Below are 21,918 nucleotides of genomic sequence, written 5' to 3'. Positions count from 1 at the left end.
CATCTCCCCACCGATCACTGATTGGTGGGGTTTTGTTTTTCTTCTAGAACAGAATTGGCGAATTTCATGAAGGCGCGAATGGTCTTCACCTCACGCCGTTGGGAGAGATAGATCATACTTTCTCCCATTTGCAGGTCGACGTCTTGCAGCTTGATTTGTCTGAGACGGTCGTCGTGACCGTATTCTGCCTGGGACACGAACCCGATACCTGCACCTGATGCCACCAACTCTCTGACGGCCTCTCTTCCTTCGGCCACAATTGCCGGTTTCAGCGGCACCCCCCGTTTACTGGCTTCATCTTCGAGCTTTTGGCGTGTTTTTGATCCCTGTTCCCTGAAGATGAGAGGCAACTCCGCCAGCTCTGCGAGGGACAATGTAGGTTTTGAGGCGAGAAGCAAACTGCGGGCCGTGAATGCCACGATCTCGGTTGAACCGAGGCTAAGAACACTCATGTCCTTGCCGGGAGACACGCTGCCAACAACACCAATTTCTGCGTTGTAAGATCTGAGCTCCTCCAAAATGTCCTCGGTGTTGCCAGCGCGGACGGTAATCGTAATGTTTGAATATTTTTCTCGGAACGGCCCCAGAAAGTCGGTCAAGTGGTGCGCGGAATCGGCAAGGATCCGCAGCTCGCCGTCGATCGCAGCCCTCGTTTCAGACAGATAGTCCTCGATCTGATCCTCGATCTCAAAATACTGCTTGGTGTACCGGTAAAGCTGCGTCCCCTCCGGGGTTAGGTTCACTCTTTTTCGCTCACGCTTGAACAACAACAAATCATGATCCTGCTCAAGTTTGCGAACCTGCTCTGAAATTGCTGGCTGCGTCAAAAAAAGCGCCTCTGCAGCACGCGAAAACCCACCATATTTGGCTACGAAATGAAAGGCTTTGAGCTGGCTATGTCGCATTTCAAACTCCTGAAGGTTCGAGCATAGGCTGAGCTTATAATTAGATTGATATTTGCAATTTCACATATAGCTGCGGTTGCTGCAACTGTGTCTTTGAAACGTTGATCTGGAGCTTGGTTATGACGTCTTCTTTTCCTCAAATTGAACAACCGCGTCTCGGCGAGCCCTATCTACTAACTCCTGGCCCCTTGACCACGTCATACGCCGTGAAAGAAGCCATGTTGAGGGATTGGGGAAGCTGGGATGATGACTTTCGGGGTATGACCCAGGAGTTGCGCTCCAGTCTTTTGGCATTGCTTGGCGAGGGCGCCGATGAGTTTGACTGCGTACCGATGCAGGGGAGCGGATCGTTTTCAGTAGAGGCGATGCTGGCTTCGTTCATTCCGCGCGATGGCAAGGCATTGGTGCTGGCCAATGGCGCTTACGGTCAACGCTCGGCGCAAACGCTCGAGTATCTGGAACGCGATCATGTTGTCTTGGACAAGGGCGACTATCTGCCGCCGCGTGGTTCAGAAGTTGCCGAGATTCTGGCGAATGATTCCGCGATCACCCATGTCGTTGCTATCCACTGCGAAACAAGCTCGGGCATTCTGAATCCGGTAGAGGAAATATCGGAGGCGGTTTACGCCGCTGGTCGCAAACTTCTTGTCGACTCAATGTCAGCCTTTGGTGCGATCGAGTTGAAGCCTACGGAAGTCCGCTATGAGGCAATGGTTTCGTCCGCCAACAAGTGTATTGAGGGTGTTCCGGGGTTTGGGTTCATAATCGCGCGCAAGAACGAGCTTGAGGATGCCAAGGGTAACAGTCATTCGCTGTCTCTGGACGTTCACGCGCAGTGGGCGCATATGAACAAAACCGGTCAATGGCGATTTACGCCGCCCACCCATGTGGTTGCCGCTTTCATCGAAGCCCTCAGGGCACATGCGGCTGAGGGCGGCGTTTCCGGTCGTGGAGCCCGATACACCAGCAACAGGGATGTTGTGGTCGCCGGCATGCGTGAGCTGGGTTTCGAAACTCTGCTCGACAATCGCTGGCTGAGCCCAATCATCGTAACATTCTTCTGCCCGGCCGATGATAACTTTGTCTTTGATCAGTTCTACAATCTGATGAAAGAAAAAGGGTTCATCATTTACCCGGGCAAGTTGACCGTCGTCGACAGCTTCCGCGTTGGGTGCATCGGTCAGATGGACGACAAGGTTATGCGGAAAGTTGTAATTGCCGCCAAGGAAACTCTGGAAAAAATGGGTGTGTCGAGTGCCACACCTCCTCTCCAAGCTTTAGAAGAACGCGCCAAACTGGCCGCTTAAGGATCAAGGAACAAACCAAATGACCATCCACACCCCTGTTGAAGCCAACGAGCGTGTCTACCCGATGCCCAAAGTTCCCGCCATTGCCATCTGCCTTGACGGCTGTGAGCCAGAATACCTGGACAAAGCTATTGCTGACGGTCTGATGCCAACGCTCAAGCGGATGCGCGAAACCGGCACTGACCGGCTGGCCCATTCGGTGATCCCGTCGTTTACTAACCCTAACAACCTCAGCATTGCGACTGGCCGTCCGCCTATCGTGCACGGCATCTGTGGAAACTATCTGATTGATCCGGACAGTGGTGAAGAAGTGATGATGAACGATGTGCGCTTTTTGCGTGCACCGACCGTGTTCAAGCAGTTCTATGACGCTGGCGCCAAGGTAGCCATAGTCACCGCGAAGGACAAGCTGCGCGCGTTGTTGGGGGCGGGTCTAAAGTTCGACGACGACCGGGCCAAATGCTTCTCTGCGGAAAAGTCCGACACGTCGACCCAGGCTGAGCATGGTCAGGAGAAAGCAAGCGCATGGTTGGGCATGGCCCAACCCGAGGTCTATTCGGCAGAGTTGTCCGAGTTTGTCTTTGCTGCGGGTGTCAAATTGCTGAAAGAGTGGAAACCAGATGTGATGTATCTGACCACCACCGACTACGTGCAGCACAAATACGCACCCGATCAGGCCGAGGCCAAGGCATTCTATGAGATGTTTGACAAATATCTGACCGAACTGGACGCCATGGGCGCTGCCATCGTGGTCACCGCCGACCACGGCATGAAGCCCAAGCACCACGCCGATGGCTCGCCCAGCGTGGTATATGTGCAGGATCTGGTGGATGAATGGCTGGGCAAGGACGCGGCCCGTGTCATCTTGCCGATCACGGACCCCTATGTGGTGCACCACGGCGCACTCGGGTCGTTTGCCACCTGCTATCTGCCCGAAGACGCGGATCGCAGCGACATCATCGGCAAACTGAAAGCCACAGCCGGCATCACCCACGTGTTGACCAAGGAAGAAGCGATCAAGCGTTTTGAACTGCCCGGTGACCGCATTGGTGATATCGTGATGGTCTCGGGTGAGAACATCTGTATCGGTACCTCTGAAGACCGCCACGATCTGGCCGCTCTCAACGAGCCGCTGCGCAGCCACGGTGGACTGACCGAGCAGGAAGTTCCTTTCATCGTAAACCGGGTTATCGACTTGGGGACTGCGCCCGAGTTGCGCAATTTTGATGCGTTTTTCTATGCAACTACAGCGGCGGCGCAGTAATCCATGAAAGATCAAACCATGTCTAAAATCGAAATCCGCAATGAAGGAATGCGCATCGGGGGCGAGATCGTCTTTACCGACGAAACGGTGCCGGTTCTGTACCCATACACAAACGAGATTGTCGGGCATGTACCCGCCGGCAAGGCAGAACATGCGCGCAAAGCGTTCGAAGTCGCGGCGAATTACACTCCAAAGCTCACACGGTATGAGCGCAGCCAGATCCTGCAGCGTGCGGGCGAGTTGATTGGTGAACGTCGTGAATACCTTGCCAAATGGCTGACGTTGGAACTGGGTATCTGTCACCAGCATGCGATTTATGAGACCAAGCGTGCGCAAGATGTCTATCAGTTCGCCGCCGCTGAGGCGATGAAGGATGATGGCGAGATCTTTTCATGCGACCTGACCCATAATGGCAAAGATCGAAAAATATTCACCATGCGCGAGCCGGTGAATGCGATTTCGGCAATCACACCATTCAATCATCCACTTAACATGGTCAGCCACAAGATCGCGCCATCAATCGCGACCAACAACTGCATGGTGTGTAAGCCGACGGAACTGACGCCACTGACGGCGCTGACATTAGCTGACATCCTCTACGACGCGGGTCTACCACCCGAGATGTTCCAAGTGGTTACCGGCTGGCCAGGTGACATTGGCGACGAGATGATCACCAATGAAAACATCGACATCATCACATTCACCGGCGGCGTGCCGGTGGGTAAGATGATCGCCGAAAAAGGCGTTTACAAGCGGCAAGCTCTGGAACTGGGGGGCAATGACCCTCTGATCGTTTTGAACGATCTTTCTGACGCGGACCTTGAGAAGGCCGCGACCATTGCTGTGGCAGGCGCCACCGGCAATTCGGGTCAGCGCTGCACTGCGATCAAACGTATTCTGGTGCAAGAAAGCGTGGCCGACAAGTTTGTGCCATTGGTTCTGGAAAAGGCGAAGAAGATCAAGTTCGGCGACCCACAAGACCCCGAGACCGAACTGGGCTGTGTCATCCATGACAAGGCAGCTGAACTGTTCGAAAAACGCGTTTACATGGCCGAGGCCGACGGCGCAGAAATCCTCTATCATCCGGGCCGTCAGGGTGCACTAATGCCGCCCATCGTGGTCGATAAGGTCCCCCATGACAGCGAGCTGGTGATGGAAGAAACCTTTGGCCCCATTGTGCCCATCGTTCGGGTTCCGGACAATGACGACGAGGTGATGCGTATTTCGAACGGTACCGAATTCGGCCTCAGCTCAGGCGTCTGTACGAACGACTTGAACCGTGCGATTGCCTTTATCAACGGTCTGAACGTGGGCACCTGCAACATTTGGGAACAACCCGGATACCGTATCGAAATGTCCCCCTTCGGAGGCATCAAGGACAGCGGTAATGGGGTTAAAGAAGGTGTCATCGAGGCAATGAAGTTTTTTACTAACGTAAAAACTTACTCGCTGCCCTGGCCACGCTAGTTTTTGTGCCCCGTCCCGACCCGGGTCGGGGCACCACAAGTTCCTCCCTGGTACTGGCGGACTTTGCGAGGTCCGCATTTTTTCACAAGCGGCGTTGAGGAAAAAGCATGTCACAAATCGTCCACACGGAAGGCGAATCCAATACTTCCAGCGCGCGAAAAGCATGGATGAAGGAATCTATAGGGCCTAAATCTTCACCCTTGCTGAAACGCGACGCTAACGCGTTTCTCCACCAGTCACTGTCCTCGCCATGCGTTAGCACCATTGCCAAAGCTGAGGGGATTTGGGTCGAAGACCTGGACGGCCGCCGTTACATGGATTTCCATGGCAATTCAGTGCATCATATCGGTTACGGACATCCCCGTTTGATCACCGCGATCAAGGCGCAACTGGATGACCTGTCTTTCGCACCCCGTCGCTTCACTAATGATCCCGCGGTTGAATTGGCCGAAAAGCTCGCCGAAATCGCGCCAGACGACCTTGGGAAAATGCTGTTTACGACCGGCGGCTCTGATGCAAACGAGGTCGCTCTCAAGATAGCGCGCGCTGCCACCGGTCGGTTCAAAACAATTAGCTTCTGGGATGCCTTCCACGGTGCCGGTTTTGGCGCCGCAAGCGTCGGCGGCGAGGCGACATTTCGCAGCCATATAGCCGGCCCGCTTCTCCCGGGTGCAGAGCACGTGGCACCTTTTGCCTGTTACCGATGCCCGTACAATCACGCCGGCCCAGATACCTGTGGGTTGGCTTGTGCAAAAATGGTCGAGTTCGTTCTAGAACGCGAGGGAGACGTAGCTGCGGTCATCGCTGAGCCTATGCGCGCGGTGCCTTATGTGCCGCCATCGGGCTTCTGGAAAGCTGTGCGGGAGGCGTGTAATCGTCACGGGGCTCTCTTGATCATGGACGAGATTCCCACGGGGCTTGGAAAGACCGGCAAGATGTTTGCCTTTGAGCATGACGAGATTATCCCTGACATCGTCACCTTGGGTAAGGCACTTGGCGGAGGCATCCTGCCGATTGCAGCTTGTATCGCGCGAACCAAACTGGACGTCTGCGGAGACTTTGCCATTGGACATTATACACACGAAAAAAACCCGGTGACTGCACGCGCCGCGCTTACCACAATACAAATCATCGAAGATGAGGGGTTGGTTGACCGGGCGGCTGAGTTGGGCGAGCACGCTATGGATCGTCTGATGGGTGAGCTTCAGAATATCCCGATCGTCGGTGACATTCGCGGCCGTGGTCTGATGTTTGGTGTCGAAATTGTCGATGACCGTGCCGACAAGACACCTGGAAATGCACGAGCCGAGCGGATCTATTATGCTTGTTTGGAAGCTGGCCTAAGCTACAAAATCAGTCAGGGATGTGTGCTTACATTGTCACCGCCGCTAACGATCACGCGCAAGGATCTCGACTGTGCAATCGACATTGTTGTCAACGCGATTAAGGACGAATGTTGATCTTTGTGGCCATACCTTTAGAGCAAAACACGCCGTTGCTCTGTCTGCTTCCAGGAAAACAGTGGTCAATGGACGTGGAGATCAATTCTCAATTATGGCGCCAAGGGCCACTGCCTACCACCAAGAAAGTGAATGCGTTTTCCCGGTGGAACAGGCGCGTCCGATTTATTTCAGCAAACTCGGGCGCTGAGCGTTTTATCGAAATTACTCGTCCGCAAAATCACCGGGTCGGTCTCCGGTCGTTGGTTGGCAGGATTGCAGCGCACCCTGTTATTCCAAGCAAACCCTGGGAGTGAGGTAGAGCATGGCGATAGTCAGCTTTTTAATCAGCCTTGCTGGCGCGACGATGTTGCTACTTTTTGCAGTTCGAATGGTACGCACTGGAATTGAGCGCAGCTATGGAGCGTCGTTCCAGCGCGTTTTGACGCGACAGCACAGTTACCTGCAGGCCTCACTTGTGGGTCTGATGATGGCGGTTGTACTGCAAAGTTCGGCGGCAGTGGCGCTGTTGACCTCTGGGTTTGCTGCCAGTGGAATGTTGAGTTTTCCTGCCGGTCTGGCGATTGTGCTCGGAGGCGATCTAGGTTCAGCACTGATCATCCAGATTCTTACGTTCCGGTTGGACTGGCTTATTCCAATGCTGCTGGCGATTGGAGGCTATCTATTCGTCAAGACCGAAGCCAAAAAAGCCCGACAACTAGGGCGCATTCTGATGGGCGTTGCCTTTATCCTGATCTCACTTCGGTTCCTTCGTGAGGCGATGGACCCAATTCGGGACAGTGCATTTTTACCCACAGTCGCGGATTACTTGTCGCGCGACTATATCACTGCATTTCTTGTCGGGAGTGCCTTAGCCTTCGTCATGCATTCCTCGGTAGCGGCCATCCTTATGTGTGTGACACTTGTGCAAATTGGAGCGATCCCATTTGCCGCCGGAATGTCTTTGGTTTTTGGCGCGAACTTTGGCTCGGCCTTCATTCCGGTATGGCTAACCCGAGGAATGCCAGTGACTGCCCGACGAATACCCTATGCAAATTTGGCGCTGCGAGGCAGTTGGGCGTTGGCTAGTTTGTTTGCAGCAAATTTTGCCCTACGAACCGGGCTTTTGGGCGACCCGCAAGGGGGGCAAATGCTAGTCAACGTGCATCTTGCTTTCAACCTGTCGCTTTTGGTTTTAGCCCTTCCGTTTTGTGGACACTGGCAGAACTTGCTCGAAAGGCTCTTGCCAGACCAGCAGAAAGTACAGAAGTCGCAACCCGCACAACCGGTCAGCGCATTGGACATGGAAGACGTGGCAAATCCCAATCAGGCCTTGCCGAGCCTCAAGCGTGAGCTGCTGCGGATGAGCGATCTTCTCGAAACCATGTTCCGTCCTGCTCTTGAACTTTACCGCAGCGGAGACAAAGAACAGATCCGGTCAGTTCAGGCCATTGACGAGGACGTAAACCGGTGCCTCTCGGGTATTCGAGCCTTTGTCGCCGCGATACCCCCTGAGCTATATGAAAAACACGACGCTAAAACCGCGCGCGACCTTATGGAGTTTGCGATCAGGCTTGAAACGGCGGGTGACGTTGTCGCCAAACGCCTGACTGTATTGGCCGGTGAAATGCGGGCCAAAGGCTCAAGCTTTTCGCAAGATGGCTGGTCCGAACTTGTTCAGATGCATGAAGGTATTCTTGCAAACATGAAACTGGCATCAAATGTACTTGTTTCAGACGATCTGGAAAGCGCCCGGCTTCTCAGCCTTGAAAAAACCGAAATCAAACGCGTGGAACGTGAAAGCCGCAAGCGTCACCTGCGCCGGTTGCAGCATGGAACAACGGAAAGCTTCGAAACCAGTGATATTCATCTAGAGACATTGCGGGCTTTCCGGGAGTTCAACAGTCATATTGCATCGATTGCTTACCCGGTCCTTTACCAGAACGGTCAACTTCTCGAGACACGATTGATCAACGAAATTGCTGAATAGGCCTGAGCCGGTCTCAATGCGAAGACAAGAAAAGAGCGAGAACAAAGGTGACTGACAACACCGAAGTGAGTTCGTTCTCGAAATCAAATTTTGAAATTGTTCAGTGTCTTCAAAAACCTGAGCCCAGCACTGCGCAATGCACAAGGGTCGAAGTAACCGGATTGAAGGATCCCACCAATCAACCCGAAAACGCGAAAAGATCATCGGTCCGAACAAGTCACTCTGGCAGGCTCAGAGATTTCTGGTTGCCCATGACCAGATCACCATCAGCTCCCGTCTCCCCGCTATCAACTTGCTTCAGCTTTATACCACCATGCCCGATCAGATGCCTTCCAGTTTTGGATCAGCTATGCCCGCGAAATGTCCTCCTGACGACATAGGCGCCGACGTTCTTCAATCTTGCTCAAGCAAGTTGGCAATCCCGGCAGAGTTCTTAGGTATTGGGTATTCCGTTCTAGTACCATTCATCCGGCATTCGCGCTTTGCGTTCTGACACGAAGTCTTCGAGCGCGGCTTGTATGCCGGGTTTAATTTCAGGACGCTGGTAATCGTTCAACATCTGATGCCACCGCGCGGTGGCGCGTTGGTCTGACGTGAGAGCACCATTTTCAGACCAGGTCTCGAATGGCCCTGCGTCAGAAATTTGTGGCTCATAATTTGCTGCCGCATAGTGGCGCAGCGTGTGTTTGGTCGACAGGAAATTTTCGCCCGGGCCCGTTTCAAAATAGGCATCACGGCCAAATGCCTCCTCATTCGTTTCGAAGCCCTGCAGCAGTTTCAGCATCGCGCCACAGTGGTCGAGATCCATGATGAATTTCTCGTAGGACATCACAAGCCCACCTTCGAGCCAGCCTGCCGCATGCCAGACCTGATGGGCTCCGGACAAAAGCGTGGACCACATGGCACCGGTGCTGTCCTGCATCGCTTGCCCATCTGGCGCATTGGAGGCGGTGATCTGCCCACCGCCAGAGCGCACAGGTACGCCAAGCCTTCGTCCCAATTGTGTCAGCGCCATCGTGGTCATGTTCGCCTCGGGCGATCCAAAGGTCAGAGCGCCCGTGCGCAAGTTCATTGTGGAGTGGAACGAGCCGAACACCACCGGACAACCGGGGCGCACCAGTTGCGCAAGCGCAATGCCAACCATCGCTTCTGCCAGAGTTTGCGCCGCCACAGCCGCCGGCGAAAGCGGCCCCATGGCACCCGCGAAAATCGCAGGGGAGACGCAGACACATTGGCCTGCCTCCGCATAGATACGCAGAGCCGTTGACATGGTATCATCATAAATCAATGGCGAATTGACGTTGATATTGGCCTGCATCACCGCGTGGTGCTCCATGAAGTCGCGTCCAAAGACGAGGCGTGCCATCTCGATACTGTCACGCACGCGCTCGGGTGCCGTAACAGAGCCCATAAAGGGCTTGGTTGAGAGTGTCAGATGCGCCAGCATCATGTCCAAATGCCGTTTATTCACCGACACATCTGTCGGTTCGACAACCGTGCCGCCGGAATGATGCAAGGCAGCCGCACTGTAGGCCAGTTTGACGAAATTGCGGAAATCCTTCAGCGTCGAATATCGTCGGCCCTTCACCAGATCGCTGACAAAGGGAGAGCCGTATCCCGGCATCAGCACAACGTTGTCACCGCCAAGTGTCACCGTTCTGACCGGGTCTCGGCCATGCAACTGAAATTCACTTGGGGCCGTAGCGCAAAGCGCACGGACATGACCCGGTTCAAACCGCACGCGTTCGCCATCGATGCGGGCACCCGTTTGGGCGAAGTGATCCAGTGCCGTTCGATCCCCCCGAAACTCGACGCCAATATTTCTTAGAATCCAGTCGGCTTGATCTTCGATCCGGGCCAATACCGTTTCACTTAGTAGATTGTATGCAGGTATCCTGCGACCCGTGAACGGTGTGCTCTCAGAAGGGGCAATACTACGGGCCAAGCGGCGTCTGCGCGCGCGGCCGCGGTGCCCCGCCGGTGTCGGTGTTTCTGCTTTTGCGTTCAACGATTCCAACTTCATTTCATCGCTCCACGAGCTTGAATGCACTTGTCGACCTTAAAAACATGTTTGAAAATCGAAAAAAACTACTCTTAGCGTTTAGAAAATTTGTACACTAAGAATATGAGTACCCGATTTCATCACCATGACTTACTCAGGCTATTTGCCGAGATTGCTCGTTATTCCAGCTTCTCGACGGCAGCATCGGCGCTCAACATGACAAAGGGCGCCATCAGCTATCAGATCAAAACGCTTGAAGCCGATCTTGGGATGATCCTGTTCCAGCGCACATCGCGTGGTGTCACACTCACTGGTGAAGGATTAAAACTGCTCGCGATCTGCCAGACCCGATACGAAGAAATCGAAGCTGAAATTCATGCATTAAAGGGGATTTCAACGCGTTCTCTAACCGTTGGCGTCTCAACCTATTTCGCTGCGCGCTGGCTGTCGCCACGCCTGATGTCATTCATGCAAATCCACCCGGACGTACAGATTCGCATTCAACCGATGATCGAGTTTTCACAAGCGGAAATGCAGGATGTGGATCTTGCAATCAGGTGGGGTAACGGGAATTGGATCGGCGGCACCGTTACTCCGTTCATGCCCATGCCGCCCTATCCTGTGGGTGACCGGGCGGCAGCTGACCTAGTGATAGAGTTAGGAATGAAAGAGGCAATATCGCATCTTACGCTTCTGAGAGATCGTGATGACAGCAACGTCTGGTCTGATTGGCTGAACGTCGCAAAGCTTCCCCGACAATCAAGGAGAGATGCGCTAATCGTTCCTGACCCAAATGTCCGGGCGCAAGCAGTCATCGACGGACAGGGAATAGCTTTGATGGATGATCTGGTTCGAGACGATCTAAATGCTGAAAGACTGTTTCGGTTGTCGGAAACCGATCTGCCCGACTATGGGTATTTTTTGGTTCAACCGCATAGCTCCGCTCCAACCGGCGCAGTACAGTCCTTCTCGGATTGGATTCTGGGTCAATCGTAACAGCATTCCCCTTGAGTATCCTCAGAACCGTTATTATACAGCATATAAATAAATCACAGGGAGCCAGAGGATGCCCACAGGACATATCATGATGGCAATGAGCCTAGACGGTTTTGTCGCAAGGCCAGATCACAGGCTGGACTGGTTGGAAAAGCAACCCACTGCAGACGAAGATCACGGGTTCGCTGCGTTTCAGAGTAGCGTCGACGTGATCGTGATGGGGTCCGGATCGTACCGGACAGTTCTGGGATTTGGGGAGTGGCCTTACAAGAAACCAGTGGTGGTTCTCAGTCGCTCAATGAAGCCCTCAGGCATTCCAGATGAGCTGCGCGAAAGAGTTGAAGTTTCAGACAAAACACCCACTGATTTGATGGAGGATTTTGGCGCACGTGGTTACAATCGAGTTTATGTGGATGGCGGTGCAATCATCCAATCCTTCCTCAAAGCCGGGCTGATTGAGGACATGCGGATTACCTTGGTTCCCATTCTGATTGGTGAAGGCATTCGGATCTTTGGTGAAACAGAAGGTGACGTTGATCTGGAGTTGGTTTCGGTTAGCAGCTTTTCCTCCGGTCTGGTAGATCTCGATTACAGACTGAAAACCAGATGACGAAAGCTTCTCCACCAGGGCGACCGTCAAAGGCTGCACAGCGCCTTTCGAAGCAAGTGATCCTGCAGGCCGCATTGCCGATCGCCCAAAGCAAAGGTGTTGATGCGCTATCGTTTCGCATACTTGCCGATCAGCTTGACGTCACTCCGATGGCCGTGACCTATCACGCAGGTAGCAAGAAGCAACTATTGTCCGATCTGGTAGAACTTGCCTTTGCAGGCGTCTTGGATGGAGTGAATGGTGGCAACCCGGTCAAACGCGCCCGCTGCATTATGGCGACTTACTATGGTTGTGCTTTGAAGAACGCCAATCTACTCCGTGCAATCCTAGACGATGTAACGCTCATGAGCGCGGACCTAATGAACGTGGCCGAGGAATTAAAGGTCAGCACGGACCAACTCGAAAACAGCGATGGCGGTGATGTTCTTGTTCACGTGCTGATCGACTATGCACATGGGTTTGTGCTCTCAGCCTCGAGCGGAGAAGACAACCAACTGACAATAAACGATTTTCTGCGTGGGATTGACTGGATTCTTGCTCAAGCGGCGGGTGACCTCGCCGCGACGTGATATGAGAAACATGCCCATCAGAGGGTGTCCTCAAGCAATGAGCAGTTTGCGTCATTCAATTCTGACCCTAACGTCAAGTAGTTCTGCACCAAGGCTACTAACTTTCATCGAAGCTAAGGCTTATGTCTCAATTGAGTTCGGTTTGCCAAAGGATTGATATTTGGCGGCTGGCTGCTTTCGTATTCTCGATTGTTTTCGGTTCGAGGAAGGTGCGTTATCGCTAATCACGGCTTAAATGCTTCATAGAATGCCTCAGGCACCTAGTCTCGCCGATGTATCCTCTATGGCGTTGCCTTCCGCCATTCGGCAGAACGCTTGTCGCCAACCTTGAGCCAGTTCTTTCATCTGAGACAACACCTCGGCATCTTCTGGCAGAATGCGACGAGTCAACCTTGCACGTGTGACGGCCAATACAGACCAATTGGGATTTAACCTTTCAACCAAGGTAATCCGATCACCGGAACCAACTTCGCCAGGTTCGAGCACACGATAGTACCATCCGGTTCGGCCCGTCTTCTGAAACTGGTAAGGCATTTCCTTGTGCCCCGTATGTAGCCCGAGTTTCCAGCACGGTTGCCGCCCCTGACTGATTTGAACAACCGCCGTACCCAGTGACAGGATGTCGCCAATGCAGAGGTTTTCCTCGGTCAGCCCCGTTGTTGAAATGTTCTCACCGAACGCCACTGGCAGTGTGCCGGGTGCTATTAGGCCCTCTGCTTGCCAAGCCGAGTAGTGATCAAAAGCATAATGATGGATGGCTTTGTCTTCGCCTCCATGCACGGTCAAATCTGCCTGTGCATCCTCGGAAAATCCGAGCGAAGTAATCAACTGCCGCCCGTCCACCCTGTCTTTTTGAATGGCCGATGGCGGTTTGCCTTCCCAACAATCTTTGACCGCTCCGACAAATATGCCGTCGATGTTCGCCGATAAATCAAAATGGTTCATCTGGCTTCCTCATGCTCGATACAGATCTTGTCTTTTTCACCGACGTCCAATGATACACCCAACAGTTTGCAGAAACCGTTTTCCGTCGTGGCATCATGGTATGTGCAGGATTTGCATTGGCCGAATGACCGACCTCCATTTGCGGCCAAAGCCAGACTGAGGCTTTGCATCAACCCCTGCTCAAGCACGGCTTGGTTTTCTACGGGCATATCTCCAATTGCCTGTGCAACAGGGTTCGGCTGACGTACAATTTTGACCCCCTCCTTGGTCAGGTCATAAGAGATCGACCGTTGATCAAGCTCTTTGCGTTGCTCTTCTACATAGCCCTTGCGCGCCAAAGCCTTGAGCGTTTGTGACATCGTTCCACGGGTTGTTCCGATATACTCTGCAACTTGCGACGGCGAGCGCGAAAACATGTTCGCCTGTGCGAGGTATTCCAGCGCCATCCTCTGAGTCGGGTTCAAATCTCCCGCCCATCCTTCGGAAGCATCAATACGGGCCAAACGGTTGATTAGCGTGCGTATGCGATGATCTGTGTTCATAACACTTTTAGTAGCGACTCGAAATTATAGTTGCAATGCATTTCTCACTATAGTAGCGACTCGATATTATTTGATTGGAGACACTCATGAAACTCTCAATGCTCACTTCCACTTTGGCGCTGGTCATCGGAGGCACGGCTCTTGCAGATGGGAACCATGCCATCCATCAAGATGGCGCCATCATATCTTCGCCGGACGCCAGTAAAGTCGTGGACTTTGACATTCTGGCAGCGCATGCGCATCGCAATGGAAACACGGTCACTTTTCACATGACAACGAATGGAGCGGCTGGCGCCTCGGTTCCGGTGGCAACCGGAGAGGTTGGTGGATCAGATGTCTGGTCATATGTCTGGCCTACTTCTTTGGACCCTTCGGTCGTTGGGTTCGAAGGCGGCACAGGCATCCTTGCAATGGCCGCAACCAGTCATCCAGATTTTGATGACACACCGCTTTTTGACGAGAACGGCGACGGAGATCCGGCGAATGACGGCATCGAATGGCACAGCCACTGGGTTGTGTTGACCCCGACCGAAGCGTGCGGACCCGACGCGCTTGCCGTACGTGACATCCCCGAGGGTTCCTCGCCCAAGCTACCTGCGACATGGCCTGGGTTCCCGATCTTTCTGGACAGCTCTGGGTTTACGCCTTTGTTCGACAGGCCCGAAATCTCGGTGAATGCCGGCTTTGCCAGCAAAGTAGAACTGGATGGTGTCGCTTACGATGGTGTCACTTCTGCATTGCGAGTGAACGCTAACATCCATGCGCCCTTGCTGTGCGTCACAGATGTTTTCGACGTCGCATCCGGCGACCTGAGCCTGCCGGGGAAGCTTCACTGACATTCGACTACGCAGCCGCCGAACCCAAGACGGCTGCGTGTTATTGAGGGCAATGAAAATGCAAACACCAGAACTAGACGTTTCGGAATGGTTTAACACAGACACACCCCTAACCTTAGGTGGTCTAAGGGGACGGGTTGTTGTTATTGAGGCATTTCAAATGTTGTGCCCGGGATGCGTCCTGCATGGTATTCCCTTGGTGCAATCAATTCAAAAAACGTTTCCTGAAGAAAAGGTAGCCGTGATTGGCTTGCATACTGTGTTCGAGCATCACGACGCCATGACACCGGTGTCTCTGAAAGCCTTCCTGCATGAATATCGCATCACCTTCCCTGTCGGCGTGGACAGGCAGGGGGTGGGGCAATTGCCAAACACGATGTCCCGCTTTCGCATGCGCGGTACACCAAGCCTTGTCTTGTTGGATCAGTCGGGACGGATCGTTGTGCATCACCTTGGACAGGTCTCAGAACTGCAGTTGGGGTCTGAGATTGGCAGTCTTCTGACACGACGGGCCGCATCGGTCACAAGCAATCCCGCCACCGTCAATCAAAACGAAGGCGCATCAGGTAGCTGCAATGTGTGAGCCGGCCAATGCGCCCGCGTATGGAAACCGTCTTTCCCCAAGGTCGTCGCCAAAAGGCTGTTTAGCCACACGCAGCGACGGAATACCCGATCACACCAAACGGTGCCCGCCGTCGAATACCCCGCAGTATCAGGCAAGCCCCCGAAGATCGGGGGCTTGCCAGTTGTCTTTACGCGGGGATGCGCCACTCCGCAGAACTCCATGCACAGGATTTGGTAGGAGCCCGGATCATCGAACGTATACGTGACTTCGGTTGTGTAGCCCGGGATCACCTGGACCTGCGTCAGAAGGCGAAGGTCTGAGGTGTAAATGCCCAATCCGTGGGTAACGTCTTCGGTCGTGGCGCTAAAATTTATGGGTATTCCAACGGGAATCTCGACGGTGTCGATATCCCACCACCACTGCCCGCTGGTGATAGAGACGGTCAAGGCGTCGTCTGTGCTGGCTACGGCATGTGGCCACGGTCGCAATGTGCCAACCGCAACAATTACGCCGACAATCGTCATTGCCCAGATCAAGCCCGAACGTTTCGAGTTGGCCTTGGGTCCGGGTTCCGGCCCATCAGAAGCCCGCACGGCCAACCAGAAGACAAGTGACAGCACTGCATCAGGATCAGCGAGATCAATAACACAACGGGCTGCATGAGCCATCCCCTCTATTAGGTATTCTAAATGCCTATTATAAGGGTAAAAAAAGATGTCAATAAAATAGGCATTTTCAAAGCCTATTTTTTATGGGAAGAATAACTATGCAAATTACCAAGTTCTCCGACTATGCCCTGCGCATCCTGATCCATCTTGCCACCCATGAAGAAGGGTTGATGTCGACGCGTGAGATCGCGGCTATGCAAAACTTGCCCTTTAATCACCTGGCCAAGATCTCGCAGTGGCTTACACACGAGGGCTATGTAGAATCCACGCGTGGGCGCAACGGTGGCATGCGTATGGCCCTACCTCCCAATGCGATATCGATTGGCGGCCTACTACGAAAATCCGAACGCGGCACACCTTTGGTGGAATGCATGAAGGAAGACGGCGGCTGTTGTGTAATGACGCCCGCTTGTGGATTGTTGCCAATTCTGAACGAAGCTCAGGAGGCGTTTTTTGCTGCCTTGGATACCAAGACTTTACAGGACGTATTGGAAGGAAACCGTGGCATGAAAAACCTGATCCGAGCGTTGGAAGTCAGTCATGCGCTGGCATCAAGCGATTAATACGCAAACTGTAGTCCTATAATAATTTGATTGTTACTTGGCCGCGCCAGGCACAGCCTTTGCAATCGCCTGTCCTTCCCATGCCTCGAAAGCCATGGAAAGGTGCCATGCCTTGAACCCGATGTAGCCGACCAGAAGGACCAGTATCATCAGATACATTGCCCTTCGGAATCGTGGATTTTCTTCAACTTGGTGCATCTTCTGCATTCCACAGTAGATACAACGTGAGCATTCGAATCTGGGCGTCGCTCAGACGTCCTTCCCACGCAGGCATCACACCTTGCCGACCGTGATAAATGCTATGGTAAATCTCATCCCGGTCGCCTCCATAGATCCAGCGTTCATCACCCAGATCGGGCGCGCCGATTTCATAGCCCCCGCGCCCGTCATCGCCATGACAGGCCGCACAGTTTTCTTCGAAGATCAATCTACCGGCGCCAGCCGCCGTCGCATCATGCTGCTTTCCAGAGAGGGCCAAGACAAATTCTGTAACCTCTTCAACCTGCTGCTTTTCGATCATGCCGTCTGCGCCAAACGCCAGCATCTGTGCAATCCGTGTATCGTCATGCTGCGCATTGATCCCATAGCGTATGGTCGCCTCAACCTCTTCCGGTGCGCCTGACCACAGCCAATGTCCGTCTACCAGATTGGGAAAACCAGGCTGCCCTTTCAGATCATTCCGGTGACAAGCGGCACAATTGTCAGCGTAAAGCTTGGAAATCGACGCGCTATACCTTGCCTCCAGTGTTGGGTCTGCGGCCAGTTCTTCGAGATCCTGTGACGCAAAAGGCGCAAATGTCATTTCACGATCAGCATTCGCTTGCTGAAGTTCTGCAACAACCTCTGATCGGGATGAATACCCCAACAGCCCTTTTGCATAGTCGCGCGCACCTGGGAAGGATGGGTAGAACACCCAAAACAGTGCTGCGATGATGATACTGATCCACAAAGCCCATCGGGCCGCCCAGGGAACAGGTGTGTCCAACTCTTTGATACCGTCCCACTCGTGGCCGGTCAGATCAGTACCGGAAACCGGATCCTTTCCCTTTAGCGCCACGGCTGATCCTCCTGATGGTCCAGCGGAGATTGCGCAGCGTCATCGTAGACTTTTCGCCGTGAGGGCCAGTAGGTCCTGACAACTGCGGCAAGGAAGACGACCAGCAGGTAGATTGCACCCCAGGTCTTGGAGAAGACAAGAACGGTATCATGTGTCATCGATTAATCTCCTCGTAATCTACCGAATCCAGATCGGCTAATGTGCCAAGAACCTGCAGATAGGCCACAAGGGCATCCATTTCCGTCAACTCACTCGGGTGCCCGTCGTAATCCCTGACCTGAACGTTTTCACCGTAACTTTCTTGCAGTTCACCTTCATAATATTGCTCGGCATCTGCTTGCCATGCAGCATCCTTTTCCGCATTTTCGATCTGAGCATCTGTGTAAGGCACCCCGGCGCGGCTAAGGGCTCTTAAAGAGGCAGGCAGGTGGCCTGTTTCCAGCCGCGCGTCAGACAAAAACGCATAACCAGGCATGATCGAGCCTTCCACCAGCTCTCGCGGCGCTTCCAGATGCGCCACATGCCAAGCGTCAGAGTATTTACCGCCAATTCGCGCCAAGTCCGGCCCTGTACGTTTCGAGCCCCATTGGAACGGATGGTCATACATGCTTTCGGCGGCCAGGCTGTAGTGCCCATAGCGTTCGATATCCGACCGTAGGGTGCGGATCATTTGACTGTGGCAGGCATAGCAGCCCTCGCGCACATAAATATCGCGCCCGGCCAGTTCCAGCGGAGTGTAGGGCCGCATACCGTCGACTTCTTCCACCGTGTTTTCGATGGTGAACAAAGGGGCGATTTCAACAATGCCACCGATTGATGCAACCAGCAGGATGGCCATGGCAAAGCCAAGTGAGTGGCGTTCGAGCTTTTGGTGTTGTGTACTCATGGGCTGCTACTCCGCCGGCTGGACCAAAGGTCCGGATTGCCTGGTCTCGGTTTGCCGCGGCCCACTGACCGTCATGTAGATGTTGTATGCACCGATGCACGCTCCGATCAGATACAGCAGCCCCCCGATCGCACGGGCGACATAGTAAGGATGCATTGCGATCACACTGTCGAGGAAGGAATAAAGAAACGCACCATCCGCATCATAGGTCTGCCACATCAGCGATTGTGTGATGCCACTGTTCCACATTGCGCCGACGTAAATCAGCGTCCCGCTCAGGGCGAGCCAGAAGTGCCATGCCTCCAGCCGCAATGAATACACACCATCTCGTTTCCAAATCCAGGGCACCATTTTATACATGGCACCAAAGGTGATGAAGGCGACCCAGCCCAACGCGCCGGCATGTACGTGGCCAACGGTCCAATCCGTGTAGTGGCTCAGCGAATTGACCGGACGGATCGCCATGAACGACCCTTCGAATGTCGACAGTCCGTAGAACAGAATCGCGACCATCATAAACCGGACCGCCGGATCCGTCCGGACCTTATCCCAAGCCCCGTTGATCGTAAGGATTCCGTTGAACACAGAGGCCCAGCTGGGGACCAGCAGGATGATCGACATGGTCATGCCAAGGTACTGAACCCAGTCCGGTAGCGCCGTGTAGTGAAGGTGATGTGAGCCAGCCCAGAGATACAGGAAGGTGATCCCCCAGAAGCCAACAATTGACATTCGGTAAGAGTAGATTGGCCGGTTCACAGCTTTGGGCAAGAAGTAATACAGCATCCCTAGGAACCCGGCGGTCAGCAGGAAGCCAACAGCATTGTGCCCATACCACCATTGCGTCATTGCATCCTGTGTGCCGGAAAACAGCGAGTAGCTTTTGGGATAGGCAATGGAGACCGGAACCGAGAGGTTGTTCACCGTATGCAGCATCGCGATGACGACGATGAAGGCCAGGTAGTACCAGTTAGCCACATAGATATGCGGTTCGGCCCGGCGAGAGAGCGTCTTTAGGTACAGACCTAGATAACCAACCCAGACGATCAGCAAAACCAGATCCATATACCATTCCGGTTCGGCATATTCCTTGGATTGGGTGATCCCCAAGGGGTAGCCGGTCGCCGCAAGGACCATGAACAGATTGTACCCCCAGAACACCATCCAGGGCAGAGATTCACTGGCCAATCTGGCGCGCGAGGTACGTTGGACCACATAAAACGACGTCGCGATTAACGCGTTGCCGCCAAAACCAAAAATCACGGCAGATGTATGAACCGGGCGCAAACGGCCGAAGTTCGACCAGAACATATCGCCGTTCAGTGCTGGAAACGCCAACTGCCAGGCGAGGATATCGCCAACCGTGAACCCTATGATTGCCCAAATCAGCGCGGCGATGACACCAAACCGAATGACCTTGTCATTGTATTCTAAAGGGATGTCCTTTGGGGCCTCGCTCAAACGGTTGATCATCCACATCAACCCCCAACCAGCGGCTATTGCGATCAACCAACCGTGCAGCACGTAGGCGGTAGGAACCCCCCAGCCAAGTATGGCTACGCCACCGACAAAGATCAAAGCAAGGGCACACAGGACGGCAGCATCCTCAAGAAAACTCTCACGCTGCATCGGGCGCCTCCTGCCGGTGGAAGCGTACTTCAAACTCAACTTCGCCAATCGGGTTCACCGAATGAGTTTCCTGTGGCGCGAACACAGCAGTGGCCCCAACGCCCAGAACCAGATCACCCTTGTCATCCCGGCTCAGTAGAAGTTGCCCATGTTGCACAGCCAATTGACCCCAAACACCCGCTTTGGTGCTGTGATCTTTGCGCAGCTTTTCTGGCAATGTCTCATGCGTGAACCGCGAGGTCGCATAGTGCACCACGCCTTTTGGAAGCGCTTCGGTCATTTATGCATCTCCATGAAAAAGCTCGGCATAAGCATGCCAGGTCGCGTACCCGAGCAATGGGAACACCACGACCAAACCCAGTAGCCCGGACAGTATTCCAACCAAAGTCAAAAGAGTGATGATGGCTCCCCAGCACAAGCAAAGCTTGAAGTTGTGAGTGGTGGCGTTGAAACTGAGCCCCATAGCCGAGAAGCCATCGATCTTGCGGTCGATCAGCATTGGCAATGAAAACGCTGACACCGCAAACCCTAATGCCGCAAACAGCCCGCCAACCAATGATCCTGCGATTAACAGCGCCCATCCTGATGGCGTAGTAATCAGCAAAAGCAGCGTATCTGCGAAGCTTGAGAATGGGCGCAGCCCGTAGACTATGGCGAACATAACTGTGGCCGCGCGAATCCAGATGAGAGCAAAAACCATCAGTATGACGCCCACCAACGTAATCTGACCCGTGGCCGCTCTGAGCCCTGTTTTACCGCTTGCTACGGAATAAAGACCAATCGTTGCAAGTGGTCCGACCAAAACGCCGCCAGCTAGCAAAGGCAACAAAACCCAACCAAGATCGTTGAGCATCAGGGCCGCAATGCAAATCCACCCCAGAACTACGAGTGAACCACCGTAAAGCAAGGAATATCCCGGGTTGCGTTTCACGTCGCCCCAGCCCGCCTGCAGCCAACGTTTGACAACGCGTGCGGGAGGATCAGAGATGACCTGAGCTTTGGTATAGACAGAGACCGTCATGACAACACCGGTGGAGTGTCAGCCTCACGACGAAAGTTCTCAATTCCGAATGACAAGCCCTTACCGATCCTGCTGGCCAAATGAGAGAACGCTTCGGCGGTTGCAGGTTTAAGGGCTTTTTTTGCGGTGTCTTCGAACAGGTCGAGCCACAGGCGAAAATGTTCTGGTAGGATTTCAGAGTTCGCCAGGTGAACCTGCATCGGGTTACCCGAATAGCCTGCCTCTCGTAGAATGGCGCCGCGCCAAAAGGCTGCGATCTTTTCTTCGTGTTCCGGCCAATCTTCGATTGCCCTGTCAAATACCGGCCCCAGATCAGGATGCACTCTGATGCGCGCATAGAACTGGTTGACCAAAGTCGCGATTTCATCCGCTGTGATGTCAAACATATGTGGCCGAATTGGCATGGTACGAGTCATCGGATCTACCTTAACGATACGCCTCACTATCTGTGTGCTATAATAGGTATTGTCAATACCTATTATAGCGTGAATGGTGTGATCAACATCAAGGGGAAAGGCGCGTGGGTCTATCTTTACCCAGCCGTCGACAACCACGGCAAAACGCTCGACGGAATAGAAGTGGTGCACATAATCCGCAAAGGGCAAATCACGCCCGGTGTCTGTCCGTTTCGGCAATTTACGGAGCTGGCGGCTTAGTCCG

At 53.7% G+C, this 21,918-nt stretch carries 24 protein-coding genes; 11 read left to right on the top strand and 13 right to left on the bottom strand.

Going from position 1 to position 21,918, the window contains the following annotated elements; genetic code table 11:
• Positions 1 to 14: 14 nt before the first annotated feature.
• Complete coding sequence (locus FN806_RS12700) at positions 15 to 905, bottom strand: LysR substrate-binding domain-containing protein (RefSeq protein ID WP_142637687.1); 891 nt, start codon at positions 903 to 905, stop codon at positions 15 to 17.
• Between the two features lie 119 nt (positions 906 to 1,024).
• On the opposite strand from FN806_RS12700, the gene FN806_RS12695 reads away from it, so the two are divergent.
• From FN806_RS12695 to FN806_RS12675, 5 genes are all read left to right on the top strand, one after another.
• The gene (locus FN806_RS12695) at positions 1,025 to 2,212 is read left to right on the top strand and encodes a 2-aminoethylphosphonate--pyruvate transaminase (RefSeq protein ID WP_142637685.1); all 1,188 of its coding nucleotides are present in this window, start codon (positions 1,025 to 1,027) and stop codon (positions 2,210 to 2,212) included.
• A 19-nt stretch (positions 2,213 to 2,231) separates the two neighbouring features.
• On the top strand, positions 2,232 to 3,476 hold the full coding sequence (gene phnA / locus FN806_RS12690) for a phosphonoacetate hydrolase (RefSeq protein ID WP_142637684.1): 1,245 nt from the start codon (positions 2,232 to 2,234) through the stop codon (positions 3,474 to 3,476).
• Positions 3,477 to 3,479: 3 nt separating this feature from the next.
• On the top strand, positions 3,480 to 4,943 hold the full coding sequence (gene phnY, locus FN806_RS12685; RefSeq protein ID WP_246097239.1) for a phosphonoacetaldehyde dehydrogenase: 1,464 nt from the start codon (positions 3,480 to 3,482) through the stop codon (positions 4,941 to 4,943).
• Between the two features lie 107 nt (positions 4,944 to 5,050).
• The gene (gene pbfA, locus FN806_RS12680) at positions 5,051 to 6,403 is read left to right on the top strand and encodes a (R)-1-hydroxy-2-aminoethylphosphonate ammonia-lyase (RefSeq protein WP_142637682.1); all 1,353 of its coding nucleotides are present in this window, start codon (positions 5,051 to 5,053) and stop codon (positions 6,401 to 6,403) included.
• A gap of 304 nt (positions 6,404 to 6,707) precedes the next feature.
• On the top strand, positions 6,708 to 8,372 hold the full coding sequence (locus FN806_RS12675; RefSeq protein ID WP_142637679.1) for a Na/Pi cotransporter family protein: 1,665 nt from the start codon (positions 6,708 to 6,710) through the stop codon (positions 8,370 to 8,372).
• 454 nt (positions 8,373 to 8,826) lie between these two features.
• Here the strand turns inward: FN806_RS12675 and FN806_RS12665 are convergent, their stop codons facing one another.
• Entirely contained in the window at positions 8,827 to 10,395 is a 1,569-nt protein-coding gene (locus tag FN806_RS12665; protein WP_142637677.1) for a trimethylamine methyltransferase family protein, read from the bottom strand.
• A 102-nt stretch (positions 10,396 to 10,497) separates the two neighbouring features.
• Between FN806_RS12665 and FN806_RS12660 the strand changes: the two genes are divergently transcribed.
• From FN806_RS12660 to FN806_RS12650, 3 genes are all read left to right on the top strand, one after another.
• Positions 10,498 to 11,370 (top strand): LysR substrate-binding domain-containing protein, encoded by an 873-nt coding sequence (locus FN806_RS12660; RefSeq protein ID WP_142637675.1) that lies wholly within the window; start codon positions 10,498 to 10,500, stop codon positions 11,368 to 11,370.
• A gap of 70 nt (positions 11,371 to 11,440) precedes the next feature.
• Positions 11,441 to 11,980 carry a dihydrofolate reductase family protein gene (locus FN806_RS12655; RefSeq protein WP_142637673.1) on the top strand — a complete coding sequence of 180 codons (540 nt, stop codon included), beginning with the start codon at positions 11,441 to 11,443 and terminating at the stop codon, positions 11,978 to 11,980.
• On the top strand, positions 11,977 to 12,549 hold the full coding sequence (locus tag FN806_RS12650; protein WP_142637671.1) for a TetR/AcrR family transcriptional regulator: 573 nt from the start codon (positions 11,977 to 11,979) through the stop codon (positions 12,547 to 12,549). Before FN806_RS12655 ends, FN806_RS12650 begins: the two co-directional genes overlap by 4 nt.
• A 252-nt stretch (positions 12,550 to 12,801) precedes the next feature.
• Here FN806_RS12650 and FN806_RS12645 read toward each other — a convergent pair whose 3' ends face one another.
• Positions 12,802 to 13,494, bottom strand: coding sequence for an MOSC domain-containing protein (locus FN806_RS12645; RefSeq protein WP_142637669.1), 693 nt, complete (start codon positions 13,492 to 13,494; stop codon positions 12,802 to 12,804).
• A complete protein-coding gene (locus tag FN806_RS12640; protein WP_142637667.1) occupies positions 13,491 to 14,036 on the bottom strand; it encodes a MarR family winged helix-turn-helix transcriptional regulator in 546 nt (181 codons plus the stop codon). The genes FN806_RS12645 and FN806_RS12640 overlap by 4 nt, the downstream gene beginning before the upstream one ends.
• Before the next feature lie 86 nt (positions 14,037 to 14,122).
• Here FN806_RS12640 and FN806_RS12635 point away from each other — a divergent pair, with 86 nt between their 5' ends.
• The gene (locus tag FN806_RS12635; RefSeq protein WP_142637665.1) at positions 14,123 to 14,872 is read left to right on the top strand and encodes a hypothetical protein; all 750 of its coding nucleotides are present in this window, start codon (positions 14,123 to 14,125) and stop codon (positions 14,870 to 14,872) included.
• 280 nt (positions 14,873 to 15,152) lie between these two features.
• A complete protein-coding gene (locus tag FN806_RS20790) occupies positions 15,153 to 15,455 on the top strand; it encodes a TlpA family protein disulfide reductase (RefSeq protein WP_342782013.1) in 303 nt (100 codons plus the stop codon).
• On the opposite strand, the gene FN806_RS12625 is transcribed toward FN806_RS20790, so the two are convergent.
• On the bottom strand, positions 15,419 to 16,105 hold the full coding sequence (locus tag FN806_RS12625; protein WP_142637661.1) for a cupredoxin domain-containing protein: 687 nt from the start codon (positions 16,103 to 16,105) through the stop codon (positions 15,419 to 15,421). The two genes, FN806_RS20790 and FN806_RS12625, sit on opposite strands and share 37 nt — an antisense overlap.
• Positions 16,106 to 16,203: 98 nt before the next feature.
• On the opposite strand from FN806_RS12625, the gene FN806_RS12620 reads away from it, so the two are divergent.
• Positions 16,204 to 16,668: an RrF2 family transcriptional regulator gene (locus FN806_RS12620; protein WP_142637659.1), complete on the top strand. Its 465-nt coding sequence runs from the start codon at positions 16,204 to 16,206 to the stop codon at positions 16,666 to 16,668.
• A gap of 33 nt (positions 16,669 to 16,701) precedes the next feature.
• Here FN806_RS12620 and FN806_RS20735 read toward each other — a convergent pair whose 3' ends face one another.
• From FN806_RS20735 to FN806_RS12585, 8 genes are read right to left on the bottom strand one after another with little or no spacing between them, the layout of a single operon-like run.
• Positions 16,702 to 16,827, bottom strand: coding sequence for a hypothetical protein (locus FN806_RS20735; RefSeq protein ID WP_281286276.1), 126 nt, complete (start codon positions 16,825 to 16,827; stop codon positions 16,702 to 16,704).
• Positions 16,828 to 16,852: 25 nt separating this feature from the next.
• On the bottom strand, positions 16,853 to 17,725 hold the full coding sequence (ccoP, locus tag FN806_RS12615; protein ID WP_142637657.1) for a cytochrome-c oxidase, cbb3-type subunit III: 873 nt from the start codon (positions 17,723 to 17,725) through the stop codon (positions 16,853 to 16,855).
• Entirely contained in the window at positions 17,716 to 17,883 is a 168-nt protein-coding gene (locus FN806_RS12610; RefSeq protein WP_142637655.1) for a cbb3-type cytochrome c oxidase subunit 3, read from the bottom strand. Before FN806_RS12610 ends, ccoP begins: the two co-directional genes overlap by 10 nt.
• Positions 17,880 to 18,611, bottom strand: coding sequence for a cytochrome-c oxidase, cbb3-type subunit II (ccoO, locus tag FN806_RS12605; protein ID WP_142637653.1), 732 nt, complete (start codon positions 18,609 to 18,611; stop codon positions 17,880 to 17,882). The genes FN806_RS12610 and ccoO overlap by 4 nt, the downstream gene beginning before the upstream one ends.
• Before the next feature lie 6 nt (positions 18,612 to 18,617).
• Positions 18,618 to 20,237: a cytochrome-c oxidase, cbb3-type subunit I gene (gene ccoN / locus FN806_RS12600; RefSeq protein WP_142637651.1), complete on the bottom strand. Its 1,620-nt coding sequence runs from the start codon at positions 20,235 to 20,237 to the stop codon at positions 18,618 to 18,620.
• Positions 20,227 to 20,517, bottom strand: a complete 291-nt coding sequence (locus tag FN806_RS12595) for a TehB-like domain-containing protein (RefSeq protein ID WP_142637649.1) — start codon at positions 20,515 to 20,517, stop codon at positions 20,227 to 20,229. Before FN806_RS12595 ends, ccoN begins: the two co-directional genes overlap by 11 nt.
• Positions 20,518 to 21,258, bottom strand: coding sequence for a DUF2189 domain-containing protein (locus tag FN806_RS12590; protein WP_142637647.1), 741 nt, complete (start codon positions 21,256 to 21,258; stop codon positions 20,518 to 20,520). It abuts the gene before it with no gap.
• Positions 21,255 to 21,893 (bottom strand): group III truncated hemoglobin, encoded by a 639-nt coding sequence (locus FN806_RS12585; RefSeq protein ID WP_342782012.1) that lies wholly within the window; start codon positions 21,891 to 21,893, stop codon positions 21,255 to 21,257. Before FN806_RS12585 ends, FN806_RS12590 begins: the two co-directional genes overlap by 4 nt.
• Between the last annotated feature and the right edge of the window lie 25 nt (positions 21,894 to 21,918).

Source organism: Ruegeria faecimaris (assembly GCF_900182615.1).
Classification (GTDB): Bacteria; Pseudomonadota; Alphaproteobacteria; order Rhodobacterales; family Rhodobacteraceae; genus Ruegeria; species Ruegeria faecimaris.
Note: the sequence above shows the minus strand (reverse complement) of the source record. Positions and strands in the feature narration are given on the sequence as shown.

Excerpts from the sequence above, each read along its gene's own strand:
- FN806_RS20735 (WP_281286276.1), bottom strand. The coding sequence starts at position 16,827 with ATGTATCTGATGATACTGGTCCTTCTGGTCGGCTACATCGGGTTCAAG.
- FN806_RS12660 (WP_142637675.1), top strand. The coding sequence starts at position 10,498 with ATGAGTACCCGATTTCATCACCATGACTTACTCAGGCTATTTGCCGAG.
- FN806_RS12700 (WP_142637687.1), bottom strand. The coding sequence starts at position 905 with ATGCGACATAGCCAGCTCAAAGCCTTTCATTTCGTAGCCAAATATGGT.
- FN806_RS12645 (WP_142637669.1), bottom strand. The coding sequence starts at position 13,494 with ATGAACCATTTTGATTTATCGGCGAACATCGACGGCATATTTGTCGGA.
- FN806_RS12695 (WP_142637685.1), top strand. The coding sequence starts at position 1,025 with ATGACGTCTTCTTTTCCTCAAATTGAACAACCGCGTCTCGGCGAGCCC.
- FN806_RS12665 (WP_142637677.1), bottom strand. The coding sequence starts at position 10,395 with ATGAAGTTGGAATCGTTGAACGCAAAAGCAGAAACACCGACACCGGCG.
- ccoN (WP_142637651.1), bottom strand. The coding sequence starts at position 20,237 with ATGCAGCGTGAGAGTTTTCTTGAGGATGCTGCCGTCCTGTGTGCCCTT.
- phnA (WP_142637684.1), top strand. The coding sequence starts at position 2,232 with ATGACCATCCACACCCCTGTTGAAGCCAACGAGCGTGTCTACCCGATG.
- phnY (WP_246097239.1), top strand. The coding sequence starts at position 3,480 with ATGAAAGATCAAACCATGTCTAAAATCGAAATCCGCAATGAAGGAATG.
- FN806_RS12595 (WP_142637649.1), bottom strand. The coding sequence starts at position 20,517 with ATGACCGAAGCGCTTCCAAAAGGCGTGGTGCACTATGCGACCTCGCGG.
- FN806_RS12655 (WP_142637673.1), top strand. The coding sequence starts at position 11,441 with ATGCCCACAGGACATATCATGATGGCAATGAGCCTAGACGGTTTTGTC.
- FN806_RS12590 (WP_142637647.1), bottom strand. The coding sequence starts at position 21,258 with ATGACGGTCTCTGTCTATACCAAAGCTCAGGTCATCTCTGATCCTCCC.
- FN806_RS12620 (WP_142637659.1), top strand. The coding sequence starts at position 16,204 with ATGCAAATTACCAAGTTCTCCGACTATGCCCTGCGCATCCTGATCCAT.
- FN806_RS12675 (WP_142637679.1), top strand. The coding sequence starts at position 6,708 with ATGGCGATAGTCAGCTTTTTAATCAGCCTTGCTGGCGCGACGATGTTG.
- FN806_RS12640 (WP_142637667.1), bottom strand. The coding sequence starts at position 14,036 with ATGAACACAGATCATCGCATACGCACGCTAATCAACCGTTTGGCCCGT.
- FN806_RS12650 (WP_142637671.1), top strand. The coding sequence starts at position 11,977 with ATGACGAAAGCTTCTCCACCAGGGCGACCGTCAAAGGCTGCACAGCGC.
- FN806_RS12610 (WP_142637655.1), bottom strand. The coding sequence starts at position 17,883 with ATGACACATGATACCGTTCTTGTCTTCTCCAAGACCTGGGGTGCAATC.
- FN806_RS12625 (WP_142637661.1), bottom strand. The coding sequence starts at position 16,105 with ATGGCTCATGCAGCCCGTTGTGTTATTGATCTCGCTGATCCTGATGCA.
- pbfA (WP_142637682.1), top strand. The coding sequence starts at position 5,051 with ATGTCACAAATCGTCCACACGGAAGGCGAATCCAATACTTCCAGCGCG.
- FN806_RS20790 (WP_342782013.1), top strand. The coding sequence starts at position 15,153 with ATGACACCGGTGTCTCTGAAAGCCTTCCTGCATGAATATCGCATCACC.
- FN806_RS12635 (WP_142637665.1), top strand. The coding sequence starts at position 14,123 with ATGAAACTCTCAATGCTCACTTCCACTTTGGCGCTGGTCATCGGAGGC.
- ccoO (WP_142637653.1), bottom strand. The coding sequence starts at position 18,611 with ATGAGTACACAACACCAAAAGCTCGAACGCCACTCACTTGGCTTTGCC.